The organism is Geothrix mesophila (assembly GCF_022808835.1).
GTDB classification, from domain to species: domain Bacteria; phylum Acidobacteriota; class Holophagae; order Holophagales; family Holophagaceae; genus Geothrix; species Geothrix paludis.
In genome coordinates this window covers 253,747-270,591 of the sequence record NZ_JAKZLD010000005.1, presented here as the reverse complement: position 1 = coordinate 270,591, position 16,845 = coordinate 253,747, and the positions used below count along the sequence as shown (strand labels likewise).

General features: G+C 68.8%; 18 protein-coding genes. 14 read left to right on the top strand and 4 right to left on the bottom strand.

Annotated features, from left to right (window positions below):
* Positions 1–96 precede the first annotated feature (96 nt).
* The 8 genes from MLG87_RS15700 to MLG87_RS15665 all read left to right on the top strand — a co-directional run bounded on the left by MLG87_RS15700 (position 97) and on the right by MLG87_RS15665 (position 7,951).
* Positions 97–795, top strand: a complete 699-nt coding sequence (locus tag MLG87_RS15700; RefSeq protein WP_243296005.1) for a zinc ribbon domain-containing protein — start codon at positions 97–99, stop codon at positions 793–795.
* The gene (locus MLG87_RS15695) at positions 792–1,463 is read left to right on the top strand and encodes a YggS family pyridoxal phosphate-dependent enzyme (RefSeq protein ID WP_243296004.1); all 672 of its coding nucleotides are present in this window, start codon (positions 792–794) and stop codon (positions 1,461–1,463) included. The genes MLG87_RS15700 and MLG87_RS15695 overlap by 4 nt, the downstream gene beginning before the upstream one ends.
* A gap of 77 nt (positions 1,464–1,540) precedes the next feature.
* Positions 1,541–1,963 carry an SRPBCC family protein gene (locus tag MLG87_RS15690; protein ID WP_243296003.1) on the top strand — a complete coding sequence of 141 codons (423 nt, stop codon included), beginning with the start codon at positions 1,541–1,543 and terminating at the stop codon, positions 1,961–1,963.
* A gap of 224 nt (positions 1,964–2,187) precedes the next feature.
* Positions 2,188–3,618, top strand: a complete 1,431-nt coding sequence (locus tag MLG87_RS15685) for a DUF4139 domain-containing protein (RefSeq protein WP_243296002.1) — start codon at positions 2,188–2,190, stop codon at positions 3,616–3,618.
* Positions 3,619–3,859: 241 nt separating this feature from the next.
* Positions 3,860–4,624: a DUF58 domain-containing protein gene (locus tag MLG87_RS15680; protein ID WP_243296001.1), complete on the top strand. Its 765-nt coding sequence runs from the start codon at positions 3,860–3,862 to the stop codon at positions 4,622–4,624.
* An 83-nt stretch (positions 4,625–4,707) separates the two neighbouring features.
* Positions 4,708–5,463, top strand: coding sequence for a hypothetical protein (locus MLG87_RS15675; RefSeq protein WP_243296000.1), 756 nt, complete (start codon positions 4,708–4,710; stop codon positions 5,461–5,463).
* Positions 5,460–6,416 carry a VWA domain-containing protein gene (locus MLG87_RS15670; RefSeq protein WP_243295999.1) on the top strand — a complete coding sequence of 319 codons (957 nt, stop codon included), beginning with the start codon at positions 5,460–5,462 and terminating at the stop codon, positions 6,414–6,416. Before MLG87_RS15675 ends, MLG87_RS15670 begins: the two co-directional genes overlap by 4 nt.
* Entirely contained in the window at positions 6,413–7,951 is a 1,539-nt protein-coding gene (locus tag MLG87_RS15665; RefSeq protein WP_243295998.1) for a vWA domain-containing protein, read from the top strand. The genes MLG87_RS15670 and MLG87_RS15665 overlap by 4 nt, the downstream gene beginning before the upstream one ends.
* Before the next feature lie 91 nt (positions 7,952–8,042).
* On the opposite strand, the gene MLG87_RS15660 is transcribed toward MLG87_RS15665, so the two are convergent.
* Positions 8,043–8,450 (bottom strand): thioredoxin family protein, encoded by a 408-nt coding sequence (locus MLG87_RS15660; RefSeq protein WP_243295997.1) that lies wholly within the window; start codon positions 8,448–8,450, stop codon positions 8,043–8,045.
* Positions 8,451–8,618: 168 nt separating this feature from the next.
* Here MLG87_RS15660 and MLG87_RS15655 point away from each other — a divergent pair, with 168 nt between their 5' ends.
* Together MLG87_RS15655 and MLG87_RS15650 are read left to right on the top strand one after the other, a co-directional pair.
* Entirely contained in the window at positions 8,619–8,966 is a 348-nt protein-coding gene (locus MLG87_RS15655) for a hypothetical protein (RefSeq protein WP_243295996.1), read from the top strand.
* A 64-nt stretch (positions 8,967–9,030) separates the two neighbouring features.
* The gene (locus MLG87_RS15650; RefSeq protein ID WP_243295995.1) at positions 9,031–9,423 is read left to right on the top strand and encodes an acyl-CoA thioesterase; all 393 of its coding nucleotides are present in this window, start codon (positions 9,031–9,033) and stop codon (positions 9,421–9,423) included.
* On the opposite strand, the gene MLG87_RS15645 is transcribed toward MLG87_RS15650, so the two are convergent.
* On the bottom strand, positions 9,411–10,055 hold the full coding sequence (locus tag MLG87_RS15645) for a GAF domain-containing protein (protein ID WP_243296050.1): 645 nt from the start codon (positions 10,053–10,055) through the stop codon (positions 9,411–9,413). The genes MLG87_RS15650 and MLG87_RS15645 overlap by 13 nt on opposite strands.
* A gap of 50 nt (positions 10,056–10,105) precedes the next feature.
* On the opposite strand from MLG87_RS15645, the gene cysS reads away from it, so the two are divergent.
* The gene (cysS, locus tag MLG87_RS15640; protein ID WP_341848589.1) at positions 10,106–11,554 is read left to right on the top strand and encodes a cysteine--tRNA ligase; all 1,449 of its coding nucleotides are present in this window, start codon (positions 10,106–10,108) and stop codon (positions 11,552–11,554) included.
* A gap of 175 nt (positions 11,555–11,729) precedes the next feature.
* Here the strand turns inward: cysS and MLG87_RS15635 are convergent, their stop codons facing one another.
* On the bottom strand, positions 11,730–12,728 hold the full coding sequence (locus MLG87_RS15635; RefSeq protein WP_243295994.1) for a PstS family phosphate ABC transporter substrate-binding protein: 999 nt from the start codon (positions 12,726–12,728) through the stop codon (positions 11,730–11,732).
* Between the two features lie 312 nt (positions 12,729–13,040).
* Here MLG87_RS15635 and MLG87_RS15630 point away from each other — a divergent pair, with 312 nt between their 5' ends.
* Positions 13,041–13,397: a cytochrome c3 family protein gene (locus MLG87_RS15630; RefSeq protein WP_243295993.1), complete on the top strand. Its 357-nt coding sequence runs from the start codon at positions 13,041–13,043 to the stop codon at positions 13,395–13,397.
* On the opposite strand, the gene MLG87_RS15625 is transcribed toward MLG87_RS15630, so the two are convergent.
* A complete protein-coding gene (locus MLG87_RS15625; protein WP_243295992.1) occupies positions 13,384–14,388 on the bottom strand; it encodes a glycosyltransferase family 9 protein in 1,005 nt (334 codons plus the stop codon). The two genes, MLG87_RS15630 and MLG87_RS15625, sit on opposite strands and share 14 nt — an antisense overlap.
* Positions 14,389–14,426: 38 nt before the next feature.
* Between MLG87_RS15625 and MLG87_RS15620 the strand changes: the two genes are divergently transcribed.
* Together MLG87_RS15620 and MLG87_RS15615 are read left to right on the top strand one after the other, a co-directional pair.
* On the top strand, positions 14,427–15,248 hold the full coding sequence (locus MLG87_RS15620) for a hypothetical protein (RefSeq protein WP_243295991.1): 822 nt from the start codon (positions 14,427–14,429) through the stop codon (positions 15,246–15,248).
* A gap of 688 nt (positions 15,249–15,936) precedes the next feature.
* Positions 15,937–16,824: a hypothetical protein gene (locus MLG87_RS15615; protein WP_243295990.1), complete on the top strand. Its 888-nt coding sequence runs from the start codon at positions 15,937–15,939 to the stop codon at positions 16,822–16,824.
* Positions 16,825–16,845 lie beyond the last annotated feature (21 nt).

Below are 16,845 nucleotides of genomic sequence, written 5' to 3'. Positions count from 1 at the left end.
ATTAAATTTTAGTGCATACAATTCATATTTTCTTCCAACAAATGTCAGATATCCAAATGCGAGCTGCGAGCCTCCGCAGGGTGTAGCCTCAATTTCATGGAACACCTCGCCATCCTGCGCGACCTGCAAGCCACCCTGGACTACCTTCGGACCATTGAGCGCGACCTGTCGGCCCTGCCTCCTGATCTGGCGGTCCTGGATACCCGGCTCAAAGCCATCGAGAAGCAGACGGCGGAAAAGACCAAGGCCCTGGAGTCGGCCCGGATCCACATCCAGGTGAAGACCAAGGAACTGGCCCAGGCCCAGAAGGAAGAGGAGCGGGCGCGCGCCGCCGTGAAGACCACCAGCCAGAAGGTGCAGTACGCCGCGGCCATCCGCGAGCTGGACGAGAAAGAGCGGCTGAAGTCCTCCATCGCCAAGCCCCTGAAGGCCCTGGAGACCGAGGCGAAGGCCCTGGAGCAGGCCCTGGAGGCCCTGGAAGCCGAGCGGGCCACCCTCAAGGTGAAGTTCGACGAGCTCCATTCGGTGTTTCTAGGCGAGCACGCCAACCAGGTGGAGGGGCGCAAGCAGCTCCAGACCAAGCAGGCGCAACTGGAAGCGAAGCTCTCGACCACCGAGGTCGCCCGCTTCCATCGGCTCGCCGGCGCCCGCCAGGGACGGGTGGTCGTGCCCGTGGAGAACGGCGCCTGCACCGGCTGCCACGTCAAGCTGCGCGGCCCCTTCCTCTTCCAGCTGAAGGAGGCCAAGGGTCCCGTGGCCTGCGAATCCTGCCAGCGGATCCTCTTCCTGCCGTGAGCCTGGCGGACCGGGTCGGGGTCCTGCGGGCCCGCATCGCCCGCGCCTGCGAGGCTGGGAACCGGGACCCCGAACGCATCGAGCTCCTGCCTGTGTCGAAGAAGCAGCCTCTTGCGCTGATCCAGGAGGCCGCTGCCCTGGGTTTCACGCGGTTCGGTGAGAACTACGTGCAGGAAGGCACCGACAAGGCGGCGGCCCTGCCCGACCTGGCCTTCGTCCTCCTCGGCCCGCTCCAGCGCAACAAGGCCAAGCCCGCCCTCCAGCACTTCGCCGAGATCCAGAGCCTGGATCGCCCCGAGCTGGCGGAGCGCCTGCGGCGTCTGGCCGAGGAACTCCAGGTGGTGCGCCCGGTCTGGATCCAGGTGGACCTCTGGAACGAGGCAACCAAGCTCGGCGGCTGCGCCGAAGCGGACCTGCCCGCCTTGATCGAGGCCCTGGGCGACGATCCCCACCTGCCCCTGCGCGGCCTCATGGCCATCCCCCCGCCCGAGGACGAAGCCGCCTTCGCCCAGCTGGCCACCCTGCGCGAGCGGCTGCAGCAGGACCTGGGCCGGCCACTGAGCCTCAGCATGGGCATGAGCGCCGACCTGGAGACCGCCATCGCCGCGGGATCGGACCAGATCCGCATCGGCACCGCGTTCTTCGGCGAGCGGGTGTACGTCCGGTAAGCCATCCTGTCCGGAGGTAGGGCCTCCCGGCCATGCCCGCTTCGTGGTTCGATGGTTCCTTCGTCCCCGGAGTCCCCATGACCACGATCAAGACCGCCACGGCCTCGCTGCCCGTCTCCGCCGACGCGCTGTACGCCTTCCTCTCGGACCTCTCGAAGCACCGGGCGTTCCTGGAGCCGGCGGCCATGAACTTCCAGGGCGAGGCGGACCGGCACAGCTACATCATCGAGGTCATGGGCATGAAGATGCCCCAGGAGCTGGTGGTGAAGGAGCGCGTGCCCGGCCAGCGGGTGGTGCTGGTACCCGGCGCGAAGAAGATGTTCGACCACGAGCTGCGCTTCGAGATCGCCCCTGCCGACGGCGGCTGCACCCTGCGCCTGGTGGACGAGGCCGACATCCCGATGATGATGGCCATGATGGGCGCCGAGAAGCTGCTCCAGGGCCAGCTCGACAGCGGCCTCGCCCGCATCCAGGAACTGGCTGGGGCCGGGCAGATCTGAAATATCAAGGAATGGAATAAGCGGAGGGAAGCGGAGGAGAGCGGAGGGGAAAACCTTACTGGGATGTTTTTCTCCGCTTTCCTCCGCCCCTCAGCTTTCCTCCGCCCCTCAGCTCTCCTCCGCCCCTCAGCTCTCCTCCGCGTACTTCATTCTTTTCATGAAAGGATGTCCCAATTCCCGGCATGACCTTGTATCGGGCACCCCGCCCACATCCCGGAGGTTCCATGCGCCCCGCCCTGCTGCTTGCCACCCTGCCCTCGCTCCTGGTCGCCCAGGAGGCCGTCACCACGCTGAAGGATCAGAAAGCTCTGGCGGTCACGATCTACAACGACAACCTGGCCCTGGTGAAGGACACGCGGGAGGTGCGGCTGCCCAAGGGCGAGTCCCGGCTGGCCTTCCAGGAGGTGTCCGCCCAGATCCGGCCCGAGACGGCCCTGCTGCGGAACCTGACCCACCCGAAGGATTTCTGGGTGGCGGAGCAGAACTTCGACTTCGACCTGCTCACGCCCCAGAAGCTGCTGGAGAAGTACGTGGGCGAGAAGGTGACGGTGGTCCGCAGCGTGCCCAACGAATCCGGCGCGGGGGCGAAGGAGGTGCGCGAGGAGGCCACGGTGCTGGCCACCAACAACGGCACGGTGCTCCAGTTCGCGGACCGCATCGAGACCGCCGTCCCCGGCCGCCTCATCTTCCCCAAGGTGCCCGGCAACCTCCGGGCCCGGCCCACCCTGGTGATCACCCTCAACAGCGGCGCCGACCGGGAGCAGAAGCTGGAGCTGAGCTACCTCACGGGCGGTCTCTCCTGGCGGGCCGACTATGTGGCCAACCTGGCGCCGGACGAAAAGACCCTCGACCTCAGCGGCTGGGTGACCCTCACCAACCAGAGCGGCGCCGCCTACCCCAATGCCACCCTGCAGCTGGTCGCGGGGGATGTGAACCGGGCCCAGCAGCGCCCAGAGCGTGCCTACGCCACCGTGGAAGTTATGGCCAGAGCCGCTCCCGCCCCGCCGAAGATGGCCGAGGAGAGCCTCTTCGAGTACCACCTCTACACCCTGGACCGCCCCACCACCCTGGCCGTGAACCAGACCAAGCAGGTGGCCCTGCTGAGCGCCAGTGTCGTGCCCGTCCGCAAGGAGTATCTGCTCCAGGGCCAGGCCTACTACTACTCCGGCAGCTACGGCGACCTGGGCGACAAGCAGAAGGTGGGCGTGTTCGTCGAGTTCGACAACAAGGAGGCCAGCCGTCTGGGCATGCCGCTCCCCAAGGGCATCATTCGCGTCTACAAACGGGACGGCGAGGGTCGTGCCCAGTTCGTGGGCGAGGACAACATCGACCACACGCCGAAGAACGAGTTGGTCCGTATGAAGCTGGGCGACGCCTTCGACATCACGGCGAGGCGCAAGCAGACCGACTACAAGAGCCTCGGCAAGCAGGGGAAGTACGGCTTCGTGCATGAGTCCGCCTTCGAGATCGAGCTGAAGAACGCCAAGAAGGAGCCCGTCACCGTCACGGTGCTGGAGCCCATGCCCGGCGACTGGGAGGTGCTCCAGAGCAGCCACCCCTGCATCAAGGCCGCCGCCGGCACCGGGAAGTTCCAGGTCGCCGTCCCCGCCGAAGGCAAAGCCACGCTGACCTACCGCGTGCGGGTGAGGTGGTAGGGGCGGTCTCCAGGCCTCGGTCCTCGGTCCTCGGTCCTCGATCCTCGATCCTCAGTAAAGGATCCCGGGGCAGCCTCTGGCAGGGCCTTTATTTGCCTTTGGGTGTGGCCGTTTGGAAGGGATGGGTCGGCATCAAGGGGAAAAGATGATGCGGCGCGAAGCGCCGCCACGGAAAGCAGTACCTGAGGACTGAAGACTCAGGACTGAGGACTGACCCCGAATTCCGCCATACTGAACTGCCATGCCCCTCCCCGCCCGCTTCCTCGCCCGCCTGCGACGCCTGCCCCTGCGCCTCCGGGGGCGGCTGGGCGGCGGCACCGAGGGCCTGCATCCCTCGAAGCTCAAGGGCGCGGGGCTCACCTTCGTGGAGAACCGGCCCTACGTGCCGGGCGATGATCCACGCTTCATCAACTGGCCGCTGACCGCCCGCACGGGCGAACCGATCATGAAGCGCTTCGAGAGCAGCCGCGACCTGGTGCTGTGGCTGGTGGTGGACCCCTCACCCTCCATGTTCCTGGGCGATCCGGTCTCGCCTTTGCGCTGGGCCCTGGAGCTCTGCGGCGCCGCCTTCGCCACCCTCCAGGCCACCGGCGACCGCCTGGGCCTCATCGTCCCCGGCGATGGCCGCACCCCAGCCCTCCGCATCGCGCCCAAGCGGGGCCGCATCCACGGCCTCCGCATCCTGGAGACCCTGGCCGAGCGCGGCCCCTCCATTCCCACGGAGGCCACCTGGCGCGAGGCCCTGGGCCACTGGGGCGAGCATGGCAAGGGGCACCGCCTCTGGCTCTTCAGCAACGGCGCGGGTCTGCAGGGCTTGGCGCCCCTCTTGAAGCCCCTGGCCACGCGGCACCGGCTGGTCTGGTTCCAGCCGGAGACACCCGAAGGGCCCAGGGCCCCGACCTGGCCCGACCCCGGCTTCTCCCCCGCCATCGAGCGGCAACGCTGGGACCTCCTGGAGGACCCCATCGTGAAGCTGAACGCGTGGCTGCGGGCGGGGGGGGCGTAAGCATGGAGATCGGTGGTTCCGTCCTTCGCCTGTCCTGGCTCGGAATCCGCAGGCGGATTCCGAGATATCAAAAGATCGCATGTTTGCTGGCAATGGGCCTGTGGGCCGGTGCCGCGCCCACCTGGAAGTCGGCCGGTCCACTGAAGCTCGGCGAACTCCAGGTGCTGGAGTTGAGGGAGGAGAATCCAGGAGCGCCGGCCCCACCGCGGCCCACGGTGGAGGATCGCCTGGGGCCGCTGCGCCTGCGTTCCATGGAACCCCTGCCGGACGGGCGCGGTTGGCGCTTCCAGGTGCAGGCCCTGGAGCCGGGGCTGGCGATGATCCCCGCCCTGGACCTGGGCAATGGACAGCGGAGTCCGGAGCTGCGGCTGGACGTGCCCCGTACCATCCCCTTTGGCGGTCCCTGGGTGGGCTTCGGCGGCGGAAACGAGGATCTCCTGCCCGCCATCCCCTTCCCCTGGGCCTGGGCCAGCCTCCTGCTGCTGCCCCCCCTCGCGCTGGCCTCCTGGATCATCCGCCGCTGGCGGAAGGGCTCGGCCAAGCGCCACCTGCACCACGCGACCCAGGTCTTCCGCCGGCACTGGCCCCCGGCCCGGCGGGATCGCACTGCCCTCGACGCCGCCCACGCCCTGGGCCGCGACCTGCTGGCCGCCCGCTTCGGGGATGCCGCCCGCGCCTGGGGTCCCGCGGAGTTCCAGGCTCGCAACCTGGGCCCCTGGGACCAGTGGACCAGGAGCCTGGATGCGGCCCGCTTCGGCCGGACCGACCCCCCCTTCCCGGCTCCGGAGCTGCTGGTGGCGGCCCTGGACGCCCGCGGCGACCAGAAGGGGGACGCATGATCGCCCTGCGCCAACCCCTCCTGCTGCTGGTGGCCGTACCCCTGCTGGTCTGGGCCTGGCGGGTGGTCTACCGCTGGGGCATCCCCTCGTCGCGACCCTCCAGCGCGTTGGCGCGCCTCAGCTCCCACTGGCTGCCGCCGGTGCTGGCCCTGGCCCTGGGCCTGGCTGCGGCGGGCCCCGAGTGGCGCCGACCCGTGCGGGGTGAGGCTCCCGTGGTGGACTTCGCCGTGGTGCTGGACGGCAGCAGCAGCATGAAGATCCTCGACCGGCCCGACGAGGACCGCTGGCACGCGGCCCGTCGCACCCTGGCCCAGTTCGTCCAGCGCCGGCCCGACGACCGCTTCGCCCTCATCCTCTTCAGCGCCCACCCGGTGACCCTCAGCCCCCTCACCGCCGACCACACGCGCCTGCTCCGCATGCTGGCCCGCCTCGACCTGGACAGCCGGGACGACGGCACCGCCATCGGTTCCGCCCTCATGACCGCCGTGCGCCGCCTGGAGGACAGCCCCGCCCGCAGCCGCGTGATCCTGCTCATCACGGACGGGGTGCAGAACCGAGGTCGGGTGACGCCCGTGGAGGCCGCGGAAGAGGCGCAGCGCAACGGCATCCGCATCCACGCCGTGGCCATCGGAACCGACGGCGAGAGCCTGGTGCCCCTGGAGGGCGGCGGCTTCGCCCGCCTCCGCGTGGAGGTGGACCACGCCACCCTGCAACAGGTGGCCCACCTCACCGGCGGTGAGTCCTTCAGCGCCGAGGATCCCGGCGGCCTGGCCCGCAGCCTCGCGTCCGTCGACCAGCTGGAGAAGACGCTCCTGCCCGTGGATCAGCCTACGGAGGGCGAGCCCCTGGCGCGCTGGTTCCTCCTGGCGGCGGCCCTCCTGGCGCTGCCCCTGGCCGCGGACCTCGCCTTCAAGCGCGGCAAGCCGCGGCCCGCTTGGGTGGAGGGGCCATGAACATGAACCTCCCCTTCACCCATCCCTGGCTGCTGGCGCCCTTCGGCGTGGCGGCGGTCTTGGCCATCACCCTCGCCCTGCGCGCCCACCTGCGGCCGGGCCTGGGCGTTCAGGTGGTGGGCCAGCGCCCGCTCTGGCAGGGCCTGGGCATGGCGCTCATGCTGGCGGGCCTGGGGCTCGGTCTGGCAGAACCCCGCTGGGGCCTGCCGGAGTTCCCGAGGCTGACTGTGCATGTGGTGCTGGACGCCAGCCGATCCATGACCGTACCCGATGCCGGGGGCCGCTCGCGCTGGGACGCCGCCGTGGCCTCCCTCGACCGCATCTGGTCCCAGCCCCAGGCCGGCCTGCGTTGGAGCCTGGATCTGCTCACCGGCGACGACATCCCGCTCCAGCCCCCCGGGGAGGACCGCACCCTGCTCCGCGAGGCGCTGCGCGCCGTGGTACCCGGCGAGGTGGGCTCCCCCGGCACGAGCCTGGGTCGCGGCCTGCCCCAGGTGGCCGCGCAGGCGGACCGCGATGCCCCCGCCGTCATCCTCCTGCTCAGCGACGGCGAAGAGACCTGGGAGGTTCCCGAGATCGCCCTGGCCCGCGCCGTGGAGGCCCTGAAGAAGGCGAAGCTCCCGGTCTGCGTACTTGCCCTGGGTGACGGCCAACCCCACGCCGTGCCCGTCAGGCCCGCGCCCGAAGGCCAGCCCCCCACCCAACCATCAGCCCAGTCCTCAGCGGCCGAACCCGCCGTGAGCACCGCCCACCCTGACTTCCTGGCCCGCCTGGCCCAGGCCACCGGGGGCCAGGTGTTCACGAACGGCGAGACGGCCGCCGCGGGGCTCCAGTCCCTGGCCGCCGGCAGGTTGCCCCTGCCGGCCCGGCGTTCCCTCCAGCCAGCCCACCCCGAGGTAGGTGCCTGGCTGGCCCTGGCGGGACTGGCCCTCTGGCTGGCTTTCGCGGGCAAGCCCATGGCCCGGTGGCGGCCCGCGCTGCTCCTCCTGCTGGCCCTGGCCACGCCCCTCCGCGCCCAGTCCGGGAAGGCCTGGGCGCCCCCCAGCGTGAAGGCCTGGTTCGCCCAGCGGGCCCTAGAGAACGGGGATCTGCCTGGGGCCCGCCGGTGGCGTCCGGGGGACGCCAAGCCCTCCCATGTGCTCCTGGCCGCCCAGATCGACCTGAGGACCGGCCTTCCCGATGAGGCCCTGAAGGCCCTGTCTCCCCTGGTGGGCCAGGGAGCCCCGCGGCCCCTGCCGCCCTGGCGGACGCCCGCCCTGCTCCTGGCCGCCCGGGCGCACCTCGAGGCCAGGCGTCCCGCCGAAGCCCGGGCCCTGCTGGAACGCCTGCTGCTGGAACATCCGGGCCAGCCGGACGCCATCCACGATCTGCAGACCCTGGTGAAGGACGCCACGCCGCCACCACCCAATCCGAAGACCCCTCCGCCCCCCCCGCCGCCCCGCCCCAGCATGGGTGCCCAGCAGGACGAGCTGGAGGGCATCAAGCAGCGCCTGCCCAAGCCCCCGAAGACCCCGGGAGGGGTGAAGGATCTGTAATCGGGCTGTCAGCTATCAGCCGTCAGCTAAAGAAACGGCGGCCCGGAGGCCGCCGTGCTTTTACTGATGGCTGACAGCTGAGAGCTGATAGCTACTTCTGCCCCAGCCAGGCCGCGAACTCGGCGCCGGTGCGGAAGGCGCCCACCTGGCGGCGGACCTCCTTGCCGTTGGCGTCGAGGATCACCATGGTCGGGAAGGCTTCGAGGCCGAACTTGTCGGCCAGCTTCTTCCCCTCGGGCAGGGGGGTGCGGTCCCGTTTCTCCACGAGGGCGGAGAAGGGCACCACCTTGGCGAGGGCGGCCTGGCCCTCGGCGCTGGGGAAGACGTTCTTCTGGAGGTACTGGCAGGGCGGGCACCACTCGGTCCAGAGGTCCATGAAGATGACCTTCTTTTCGGCCTTGGCGCGCTTGAGGGCGGTCTGGTAGTCGTGCTCCCACTTCACGGGTCCCTGGGCCACCAGGGGCGCGGCGATGAGCAGGAGGGCGGCGAGGGCTTTCATGCTGGAACTCCGGAGAGAGGGCGGATGCACCGCACAGAATGTTGGATGGAGCCAACCGGGCTTCCGTTCCATCTCCCAGGATACCCGGGCTAATCCGGCGGGTCAGACCCCCGTAATCCCAGGTGAATCGGCGAGTGCCGAACCCCTTTCCTTCCAAGGAGGCCGCCCATGCGCGCCGTCATGATCCCGCTGGCCCTGGCGGCCAGCCTCAGTCTCCCTCTGTCCGCGCAGACCGCGCGGTTCCTCAAGGTGGACATCGTCTCCAAATCCTTCCAGCACCATGCCAGGCACAAGGGTGCGGATGGCCCCAGCGAAGTGCATGTCCGCATGCCCATCAGCCTGGCCAACGGCATCCTCGACATGGCCGGCGAAGGGGAAATCAAGATCAATGGCGAGACGAAGAAGGGCATGAAGCCCGAACAGCTCCAGAAGCTGCTGTCCGACGCCAAGCCGGGCGACCTGCTCCTGGAAGTCACCACGGACAAGGGCGATCACATCCGCGTCACCGTCGAGTAGCCGGGAGCCCCTCCGTGCATCTCAAGGCCCCGCCACGCGGGGCCTCTTTGTGTACGCTGGAACCATGGAATCCCTGACCGAACTTCGAGTGCGCTACGCCGAGACGGATGCCATGGGCATCGTCCATCACGCGACCTATCCGGTGTGGATGGAGCTGGGCCGCAGCGATTTCCTGCGCGAGCTGGGCCAGAGCTACGCGGACTGGGAAGCCCGGGGCGTGCGCCTGGTGGTCAACGAGATCCGCGTCCGCTTCCGTTCACCGGCCCGCTATGACGAACTGGTGCAGGTCCGGACCTTCCTCCGGGATACCGGCCGCCGCCGCGTCGTGTTCGGCTACCGCATCGAACGCAACGGGACCTTGCTGGCCGAGGGAGAGAGCACCCACCTGGTGGCTGGCTCCGATAACCGCGCCCGGGTGCTGCCGGATGATCTCCTGGAGCTGATTCAGCGCCCCTGAAGCTCGGCCTGCAGACAGAGGCAATTGGACAGCAGGGCCGCCAGGGCATCCATGACCCCCCGCCGGCTCTCGCTGAAGGCATCGGTCTGGAAGCTCTGGAAGCTCACCAGACCCACGGGCCGCCCGCCCGTTCCCAGCGGGATGCCGTACCAGGAATGGGGGATGAGGCCCGTGGCCTGTTCCGCGGCGGTCAGGAGGCTTCCGGCCGCCTGCCCCTCCTCCATGGTCCGGATGTAGATGGCCCGGTGGCCGGAGAGCACGCGCTCGGACAGGCCCGCCCGATCCGAGAGCCGCCGGGACGGGTGCTGCCGGAGACGCCCGCCCTCGTGGTAGAACACGAACTGCAGCTGGTCGTTGTCCCAGTCCGCCAGGGCCACGTAGAAGCAGGCCAGGCCCAGGGGCTTGAAGCAGACTTCCATGAGGGCCTCGCCCAGCTCGCGCGGGGAGAGGCCGGGGCGGAGGCGCTTCGCGGCGCCCAGGAGGAGGTCCCGATCCTCGTCCAGGTGGCGCACCAGCTCCTGGGTCTCCGCCATGCGGTTCCGGAGCGCCCGGTTCTCCTCCTCAAGCTGACGCAGCCGGTCCTCCCGTCCCACCGACGCGAGGTCCCTGGTCTTTCCACCGAAGAAACCCATGGGGCACACGAAGCCTTCAGAAGAAGCGATAAAGATGGTTACCTAGTGCCATGAAGATGCGGCGGCCGATCTCCCTTTTCAACACCCTGACCCGAAAGATCGAACCCGTGGTGCCTGTGGTGCCGGGGTCACTCTCGTTGTACACCTGCGGTCCCACGGTCTACAACTACGCACACATTGGAAATTTGCGGACCTTCCTCTTCCAGGACCTGCTCAAGCGGACCTTCCAGGCCGCTGGCCACGAGGTCCGCCACTGCATGAACATCACGGATGTGGAGGACAAGATCATCCGGGATTCGCAGGGCGGCCTGCCTGCGGAGGCCTCCAACGAGGCCCGCCACGGGGCCATGACGGCCCTCACCGAGCGCTTCACGGCCATCTTCCTGGAGGACCTGGACACCCTCCGCATCCGGAAGGCGGACTTCCTGCCCCGGGCCACCGCCTACATCCCCCAGATGATCCGCCTGGTGCAGGATCTCGAAGCCAAGGGCCTGGCCTACGCCCGCGAAGGCAGCGTCTATTACCGCATCGCCGGCCTGCCCCAGTACGGCTGCCTGGCCCACCTGGACCGGGAGGGCATGCAGGCAGGGGCCTCCGTGGACGCCGACGAATACGAACGAGACTCTGTCACCGACTTCGTCCTGTGGAAGGCTGCCAAGCCCGGCGAGCCCTGGTGGGACAGCCCCTGGGGCCCCGGGCGGCCCGGCTGGCACATCGAGTGCTCGGCCATGGGCATGGAGCTGCTGGGCGAGCGGGTGGACATCCACAGCGGCGGCGTGGACCTGATCTTCCCCCACCACGAGAACGAGATTGCCCAGAGCGAAGGCAAGCTCGGCCACCGCTGGGTGGAGCACTGGGTCCACGGCGAGTTCCTGCTCGTCGAGGGCCAGAAGATGTCCAAGAGCCTGGGGAACTTCTTCACCCTGCGCGACCTCGTGGCCAAGGGCGTGGATCCCATCGCCCTGCGCTACGCCATCCAGAGCAACCACTACCGCAAGGTGCTGAACTTCAGCTTCGAGGGCCTGCGGGCCGCCGAGAATTCCCTCAAGCGCATCCGGGCCTTCCGCAAGCGCATGGAGGGCGAGGGCCAGGCCGGCGGCGGTCCCTGGGCAGAGGCCATCGAACCCACCGTCCGCCTGGACCAAGCCCGCGAAGCCTTCTGGGCGGCCATGGCCGACGACCTCAACACCCCCGAGGCCCTGGCGGCGATCTTCACCCTCATCAGCGACCTCAACGCCCAGGACGACCATGTGGCCCTCACCCGCGAGGAACGCGACGCCGTGCTGGCCTTCCTGGACGAGGCCGACGCCATCTTCGCCGCCTGGCCCCACGAGGAGGCCAGCCTCGATGCCGAGGTGGAGGCCCTCATCGAGGCCCGCCGGGCGGCCAAAGCCGCCAAGAACTGGGCCGAAGCCGATCGAGTGCGCGACCAGCTCAAGGCCATGGGCATCGTCCTGGAGGACCGCAAGGACGGAACGGTCGGCTGGCGACGGGGATAGTGTTTTCCGGGGGTCCCCCTCGCAACGCATGCGTTGCGAGGATCTAAGGTCGCGCTGCGCGCACACCCCCGGGCCCCCAAGCAGAAACCCGGCCAAGCCGGGCTTCTGCTTATATTCATTCACCACGCAGAAAGGCCCTCGTGCCGGGGCGCGAGGGCCTTTCTGCGTAAGGGTCTCAGCGGCTGAGCCGCTTCAGCGCGATCTGGATGAACTCCGGGGGACCGGGAAGGAGGCCGGAATCGGCCACGGCGTTCTGGCCTTCCTGGGTCAGGAGAAAGTGGATGACCTCGTTCACCGGGGCTGGGAGGGGCTGGCCGGGGGTCCGGTTCAGGTAGGCGTAGAACAGCCGGGGCATGGGGTACTTGCTGGTGGTGACCGCCTCCTGGTTCGGGAAGCGGGCATCCTCGATGTGATAGGGCGTCACCGGCAGCACCTTGTTGGCGAAGTACCAGGAGGCCATGGTGCCGAAGGCGATGCCCGCGCGGTCGGTCATGACCGCCTCGGCCAGGGCCGAGGAGTCGCCGCGCTCCTGGATGCCGGGCCGGTACTCACCCTTGAGCATGGCCTGGGCGGCGAACGAGGTGCGCGTGTTCGTCCCCTCGGCCCGCGCATAGGCGACGATGGGCATCTTGGCCCACTCGCCCTTGACTCCGAGGTCACCCCAGGTGAGCGCCGGCGCCTTGCTGCCGCCGAGGCGAGTCCGGGAATAGATGGCGTCCAGCTGCTCCATCGTGATGGAGGTGATCGGATTGGCCTTGTTGACGAAGACGATATTCGCGTCCAGGCAGACGGGGATGCGCATGGGCATGTAGCCGAACTTCGTCTGGAAGGCCTTGGTCTCTTCGGGCGTGAACTCGCGGTCGGCGAGGATGAGCAGGGCGCTGCCGTCCTGGAAGTCCTTGACCGCCTCTTTCGTGAGCTTCGACCGGTAGATCAGATTGGCTTCGGGATGAAACTTCCGGAAGCCGGCGGACCACTCGTCGCCGAGATCCATGAGCTCGTCCGCCCCCGGCAGGTCGATGGGGCCCTTCACCGCGGCCTGGGCCTGGTAGCGGGGGATCGAGGCGGGCACCTTGGCCCGGGTCTGGGCTGTCTGGGCCTGGAGCCCAGCGAAACAGGACATCCCCAATGCCACGGCCATGCCCGCGGCGAGATAGGTGTGGTTCCCTCTCATATGGACCCCTTGTTGAATCAGGCGTTCCGACCGGGATCCCCCCCTGCCGGTCCCCTGAGTGTTCCCCGGTTAACTGCCAATGACCTGGAAAGATGCCGCCATAAATGCCCTTTAGGTCGCCATCGTACACCCGAACCCCAATCCCCCCGGTCCCCGCATGGAAACGTGATCCGGATCACGCCGGAGGCAAAAACGCCCTCCAGGTCTGCATCTGCGGAACCGCCCTGGATCCTGTCCCCTGGATCGGGATCCGGGCTCCGGTAGACTGCTCGTGAATCTGGCGGCCCCGCCCCGCCGGCCCGAGGGATCGCCATGGCACTTGCCCGTTGTCTAGCCAGCCTGCTCTGCGGCCTGCTCATGGCGGCGCCGATGTGGGCCCAGGATTCAGCCACCCACAAGCTGCCGGAGCACCATGCGAAGGCGGGCGTCCACTGCTTCGACTGCCATCACGAGGAAAAGCCCACCAAGAAGGCCGTGGCTTCTGATTCCTGCATGACCTGCCACGGCGACTACCCCGCCATGAAGGCCCTGACCAAGGATGTGAAGCCCAACCCCCACGATTCCCACCTGGGCGAGATTCCCTGCACCGAATGCCACCGGCAGCACCAGGCCCCCAAGGTGAAGTGCCTGGAATGCCACGAGGGCAAGTTCAAGTTCAATATCCGGTGAGGGTTCCCGGCGATTCCAGGAGGGCGGCGCGCACCGCCTCCGGGGCCAGCTCCTCCAGGCACTGGCGCCGCTGGCAGGCGCGTTCCCGGCACGGGGAGCAGCTGATGCCCGTGCGGAGCACGCGGCCGGCGCCCACGGGCAGGCCGGCCACCACGGGATCGCTGGAGCCGTAGAGGCCCAGGGCCGGCACGCCCAGGACGACCGCCAGGTGAAGGAGGCCCGTATCCGGTGCCACCACCCGATCCGCCTGCCGCAGGACCGCCGCCAGCTGCCAGAAGCCCAGGCGCGGCAGGGCCGGAACCCCGGTTTCCGCCGGCAGCCAGCCGCGGAGGTCCTCCTCTTCGGGACCCAGGGACCACCGCAGGTCCCACCGGTCCTTCAGTATCCCGGCGAGGGTGATCCAGTGGCGCAGGGGCCAGCGCTTGATGGCGCCGCGGCGGGAAGCGCCGGGCACCAGTACGGCGCGGGGTTTCGTCCGGACCGGCCAGACCTCGCCAGGATCCGGCAGATCCACCGCCTGGAGCACAGGCCTGAAGCGGCCCAGGCCTGGTACGCCCCGGCCCCGCCCGAAGGCCTCGGCCAACCCCAGGGCCTGGTCGTATCGGGTCTGGTGGCGGAAGGGGAGCGGATGGGTCTGGAGCGACCCGGCGAACTCCTTGGTGACGCCATCGCCCCAGCGCTCGGGGATGGCCGCCAGCTTCGGGATGAGGGCCGCCTTGAGGATGCCGTGGAAATCGAGGCTGGCTTCGGCATCCCGCACCAGGCCCGCCACCCGCCGCAGCTCCGGCAGAGCCGACAAGGGATTCGAGAGGCGCTTCCGGCGCACAATCACCGGTTCCAGCCAGGGGAGCGGTTCCAGCAGGAACGCGTGGCGGTCCTCCACGACGGCCCGGAAGCGCGCTTCCGGGAAGGCCTCCTGGAGGTTGGCCCAGGCCGGCATCACCCGGAGGATGTCGCCGAGGGCGGAGAGGCGGAGCAGGACCAGATCCATGCCCCCATGCTACCTGCCGATGTCGCTAGGCTGGGGGCATGAAGCCCTTCGCCATGGACCAGTCCAAGAATCCCCCGGCCCTCAATGGGTTGGACCGCCTGCTCCGCCGCTTCAGCAGGAGCGCCTACATGGTGGCGGTCCTGCTGATGTACGCCCTGGTCTCCACGGCGCTGGGCCTGGCCCTGGCACCAGCCCTGTGGGCCTGGGCCCAGGTCCATCCGGGGTTGCAGAGGCTCCCCGGCGTCCTGCCCTGGGTGGGCCAGGGAATCGCCCTGGCCATCTGCTTCTTCATCTTCGGCCTGACCCTGCTGGTGGTGGTCCCCCTCTACAACTGGCTGCTGCCCACCCGGGTGAAACCGTTCAAGGGCGGCTACTACACCCTGCATGCCGTGCCCTGGTTCCTCCACAACGGGCTCTTCTACCTGGTGCGCTACACCTTCCTGCCCTTCGTGACCCTCACGCCCTTCGGGGTGTGGTTCCTCAAGGCCATGGGCATGAAGATCGGGCGCCATGCCTTCATCAACACGGAGTACATCAGCGACCCCCAGCTCATCACCATCGGCGATGACGCGGCGCTGGGCGGCAGCGTGCGCCTCTGCGCCCATTACGGAGGCGCCGGGAACCTGGTCATCGCCCCCGTGACGGTCGGGCACCGCGCCACCCTCGGCCTGGCCTGCTGCATCATGGGCGACGTGGTCATCGGCGACGACGCCACCATCCTGCCCGAGAGCGTGGTGTTGCCGGGGAGCCGGGTGGGGGCGGGGGAGACCTGGGGCGGTGTCCCCGCGCGGAGGATCGAGCGCGAGGACATGGCGAGGATCAAGACCGAGATTCGAAGCCGCCCGGAATCCATCAGGTGACCCCGCCTACGGTCTCCGATGCTCACCGCTCGCCGGGCCCCGGCTTCACAGGCTGCCCCGCAGCCTGCTGCGCCACCCGCCGGGGTTCGCGGGGCGGTGTCCCCGCGCGGAGGATCGAGCGCGAGGACATGACGAGGATCAAGGCCGAGATTCGAAGCCGCCCTGAATCCATCAGGTGACCCTGCCTACGGTCTCCGATGCTCACCGCTCGCCGGGTCCCGGCTTCGCAGGCTGCCCCGCAGCCCGCTGCGCCACCCGACGGGGTTCGCGGGGCGGTGTCCCCGCTCGGAGGATCGAGCGCGAGGACATGGCGAGGATCAAGACCGAGATTCGAAGCCGCTCGGAATCCATCAGGTGACCCCGCCTACGGTCTCCGATGCTCACCGCTCGCCGGGTCCCGGCTTCGCAGGCTGCCCCGCAGCCCGCTGCGCCACCCGACGGGGTTCGCGGGGCGGTGTCCCCGCGCGGAGGATCGAGCGAGAGGACATGGCGAGGATCAAGACCGAGATTCGAAGCCGCCCTGAATCCATCAGGTGACCCCGCCTACGGTCTCCGACGCTCACCGCTCGCCAGATGGCCGAAGCCTTGGGATAAGTCGAGATAAAAGGCAGGCTAGTCAAAGCTGGACCATGGAACCACAATGGACGTTTTCCCCCGGGGGACGCCCCCTCAACTTTGGGTCATGCTGATGCGTACATTCGCCCTTCTTCCTGCCCTGCTCCTCCCCGCCGCCTTGATCGCCCAGGCGCCCGCCGCGTCCCTCGGGGACCGGCTGAAGGCTGAACGCCCGGCCGTGGACAAGCTGGTGGCGGACCTCCAGTACCCCGAGGCCATGAAGCGGGCCGAGAGCCTGCTTCCCGCCACCAAGCCCGCCTTCGACAAGAAGGACAACCAGACCATGGTCCAGAGCGCCGTGACCTACATGGACCTCTGCCAGGCCTACCGAATGGCCGTGGAGACCGCGGACGCCGCCGGCTACTGGGAGAAGGCCCTGGAATACGCAAAGACCGCCAAGGCCTTGGCCGCCGAAAGCTACGATGCGATCAAGGAGCCCTTCGGCCAGACCGTCACCTACTACACCCAGGCCGGCGCCCGGGCCAAGCAGGTGCTTGAGGAGAACGACGCCCGCATCAAGGAGCTGAAGGGGAAGAGCGTCCTCGATCCCGGCGAGCGTCAGGAGCTGGATCTCGCCCTGGGGGTGGAGAAGGAACAGGCGGACGACGCCAAGTGGGTGAAGTTCTTCCAGACCTACCTCGACGTCACCAAGCGCGAGACCGAGGCCTATGACCCCCTGGTGAAGGTCATGGAGGACAAGCTGAAGGGCGAGGCCAACCAGGTGGAGGAGTACAAGGCCGGCAAGGGCGACAAGCTCAAGTGGGTCGAGGCCGTGGTTTCCAGCCCGGCCTACCTCGAGGCCCAGGGCGACAAGGCCGGCAAGGCGCGCTTCCTGTACCGCCTGTCCGTCGTGGATCCCGAGAGCAAGAAGGTCCAGCACCAGCTCGACGTCCTGTTCGGGAAGGCCCCGGCCACGCCCGTGAAGCCCGCCAAGCCCGTCAAGAAGGGCAAGAAGGGCTGATCCCGACCCGGGAGCCCAATC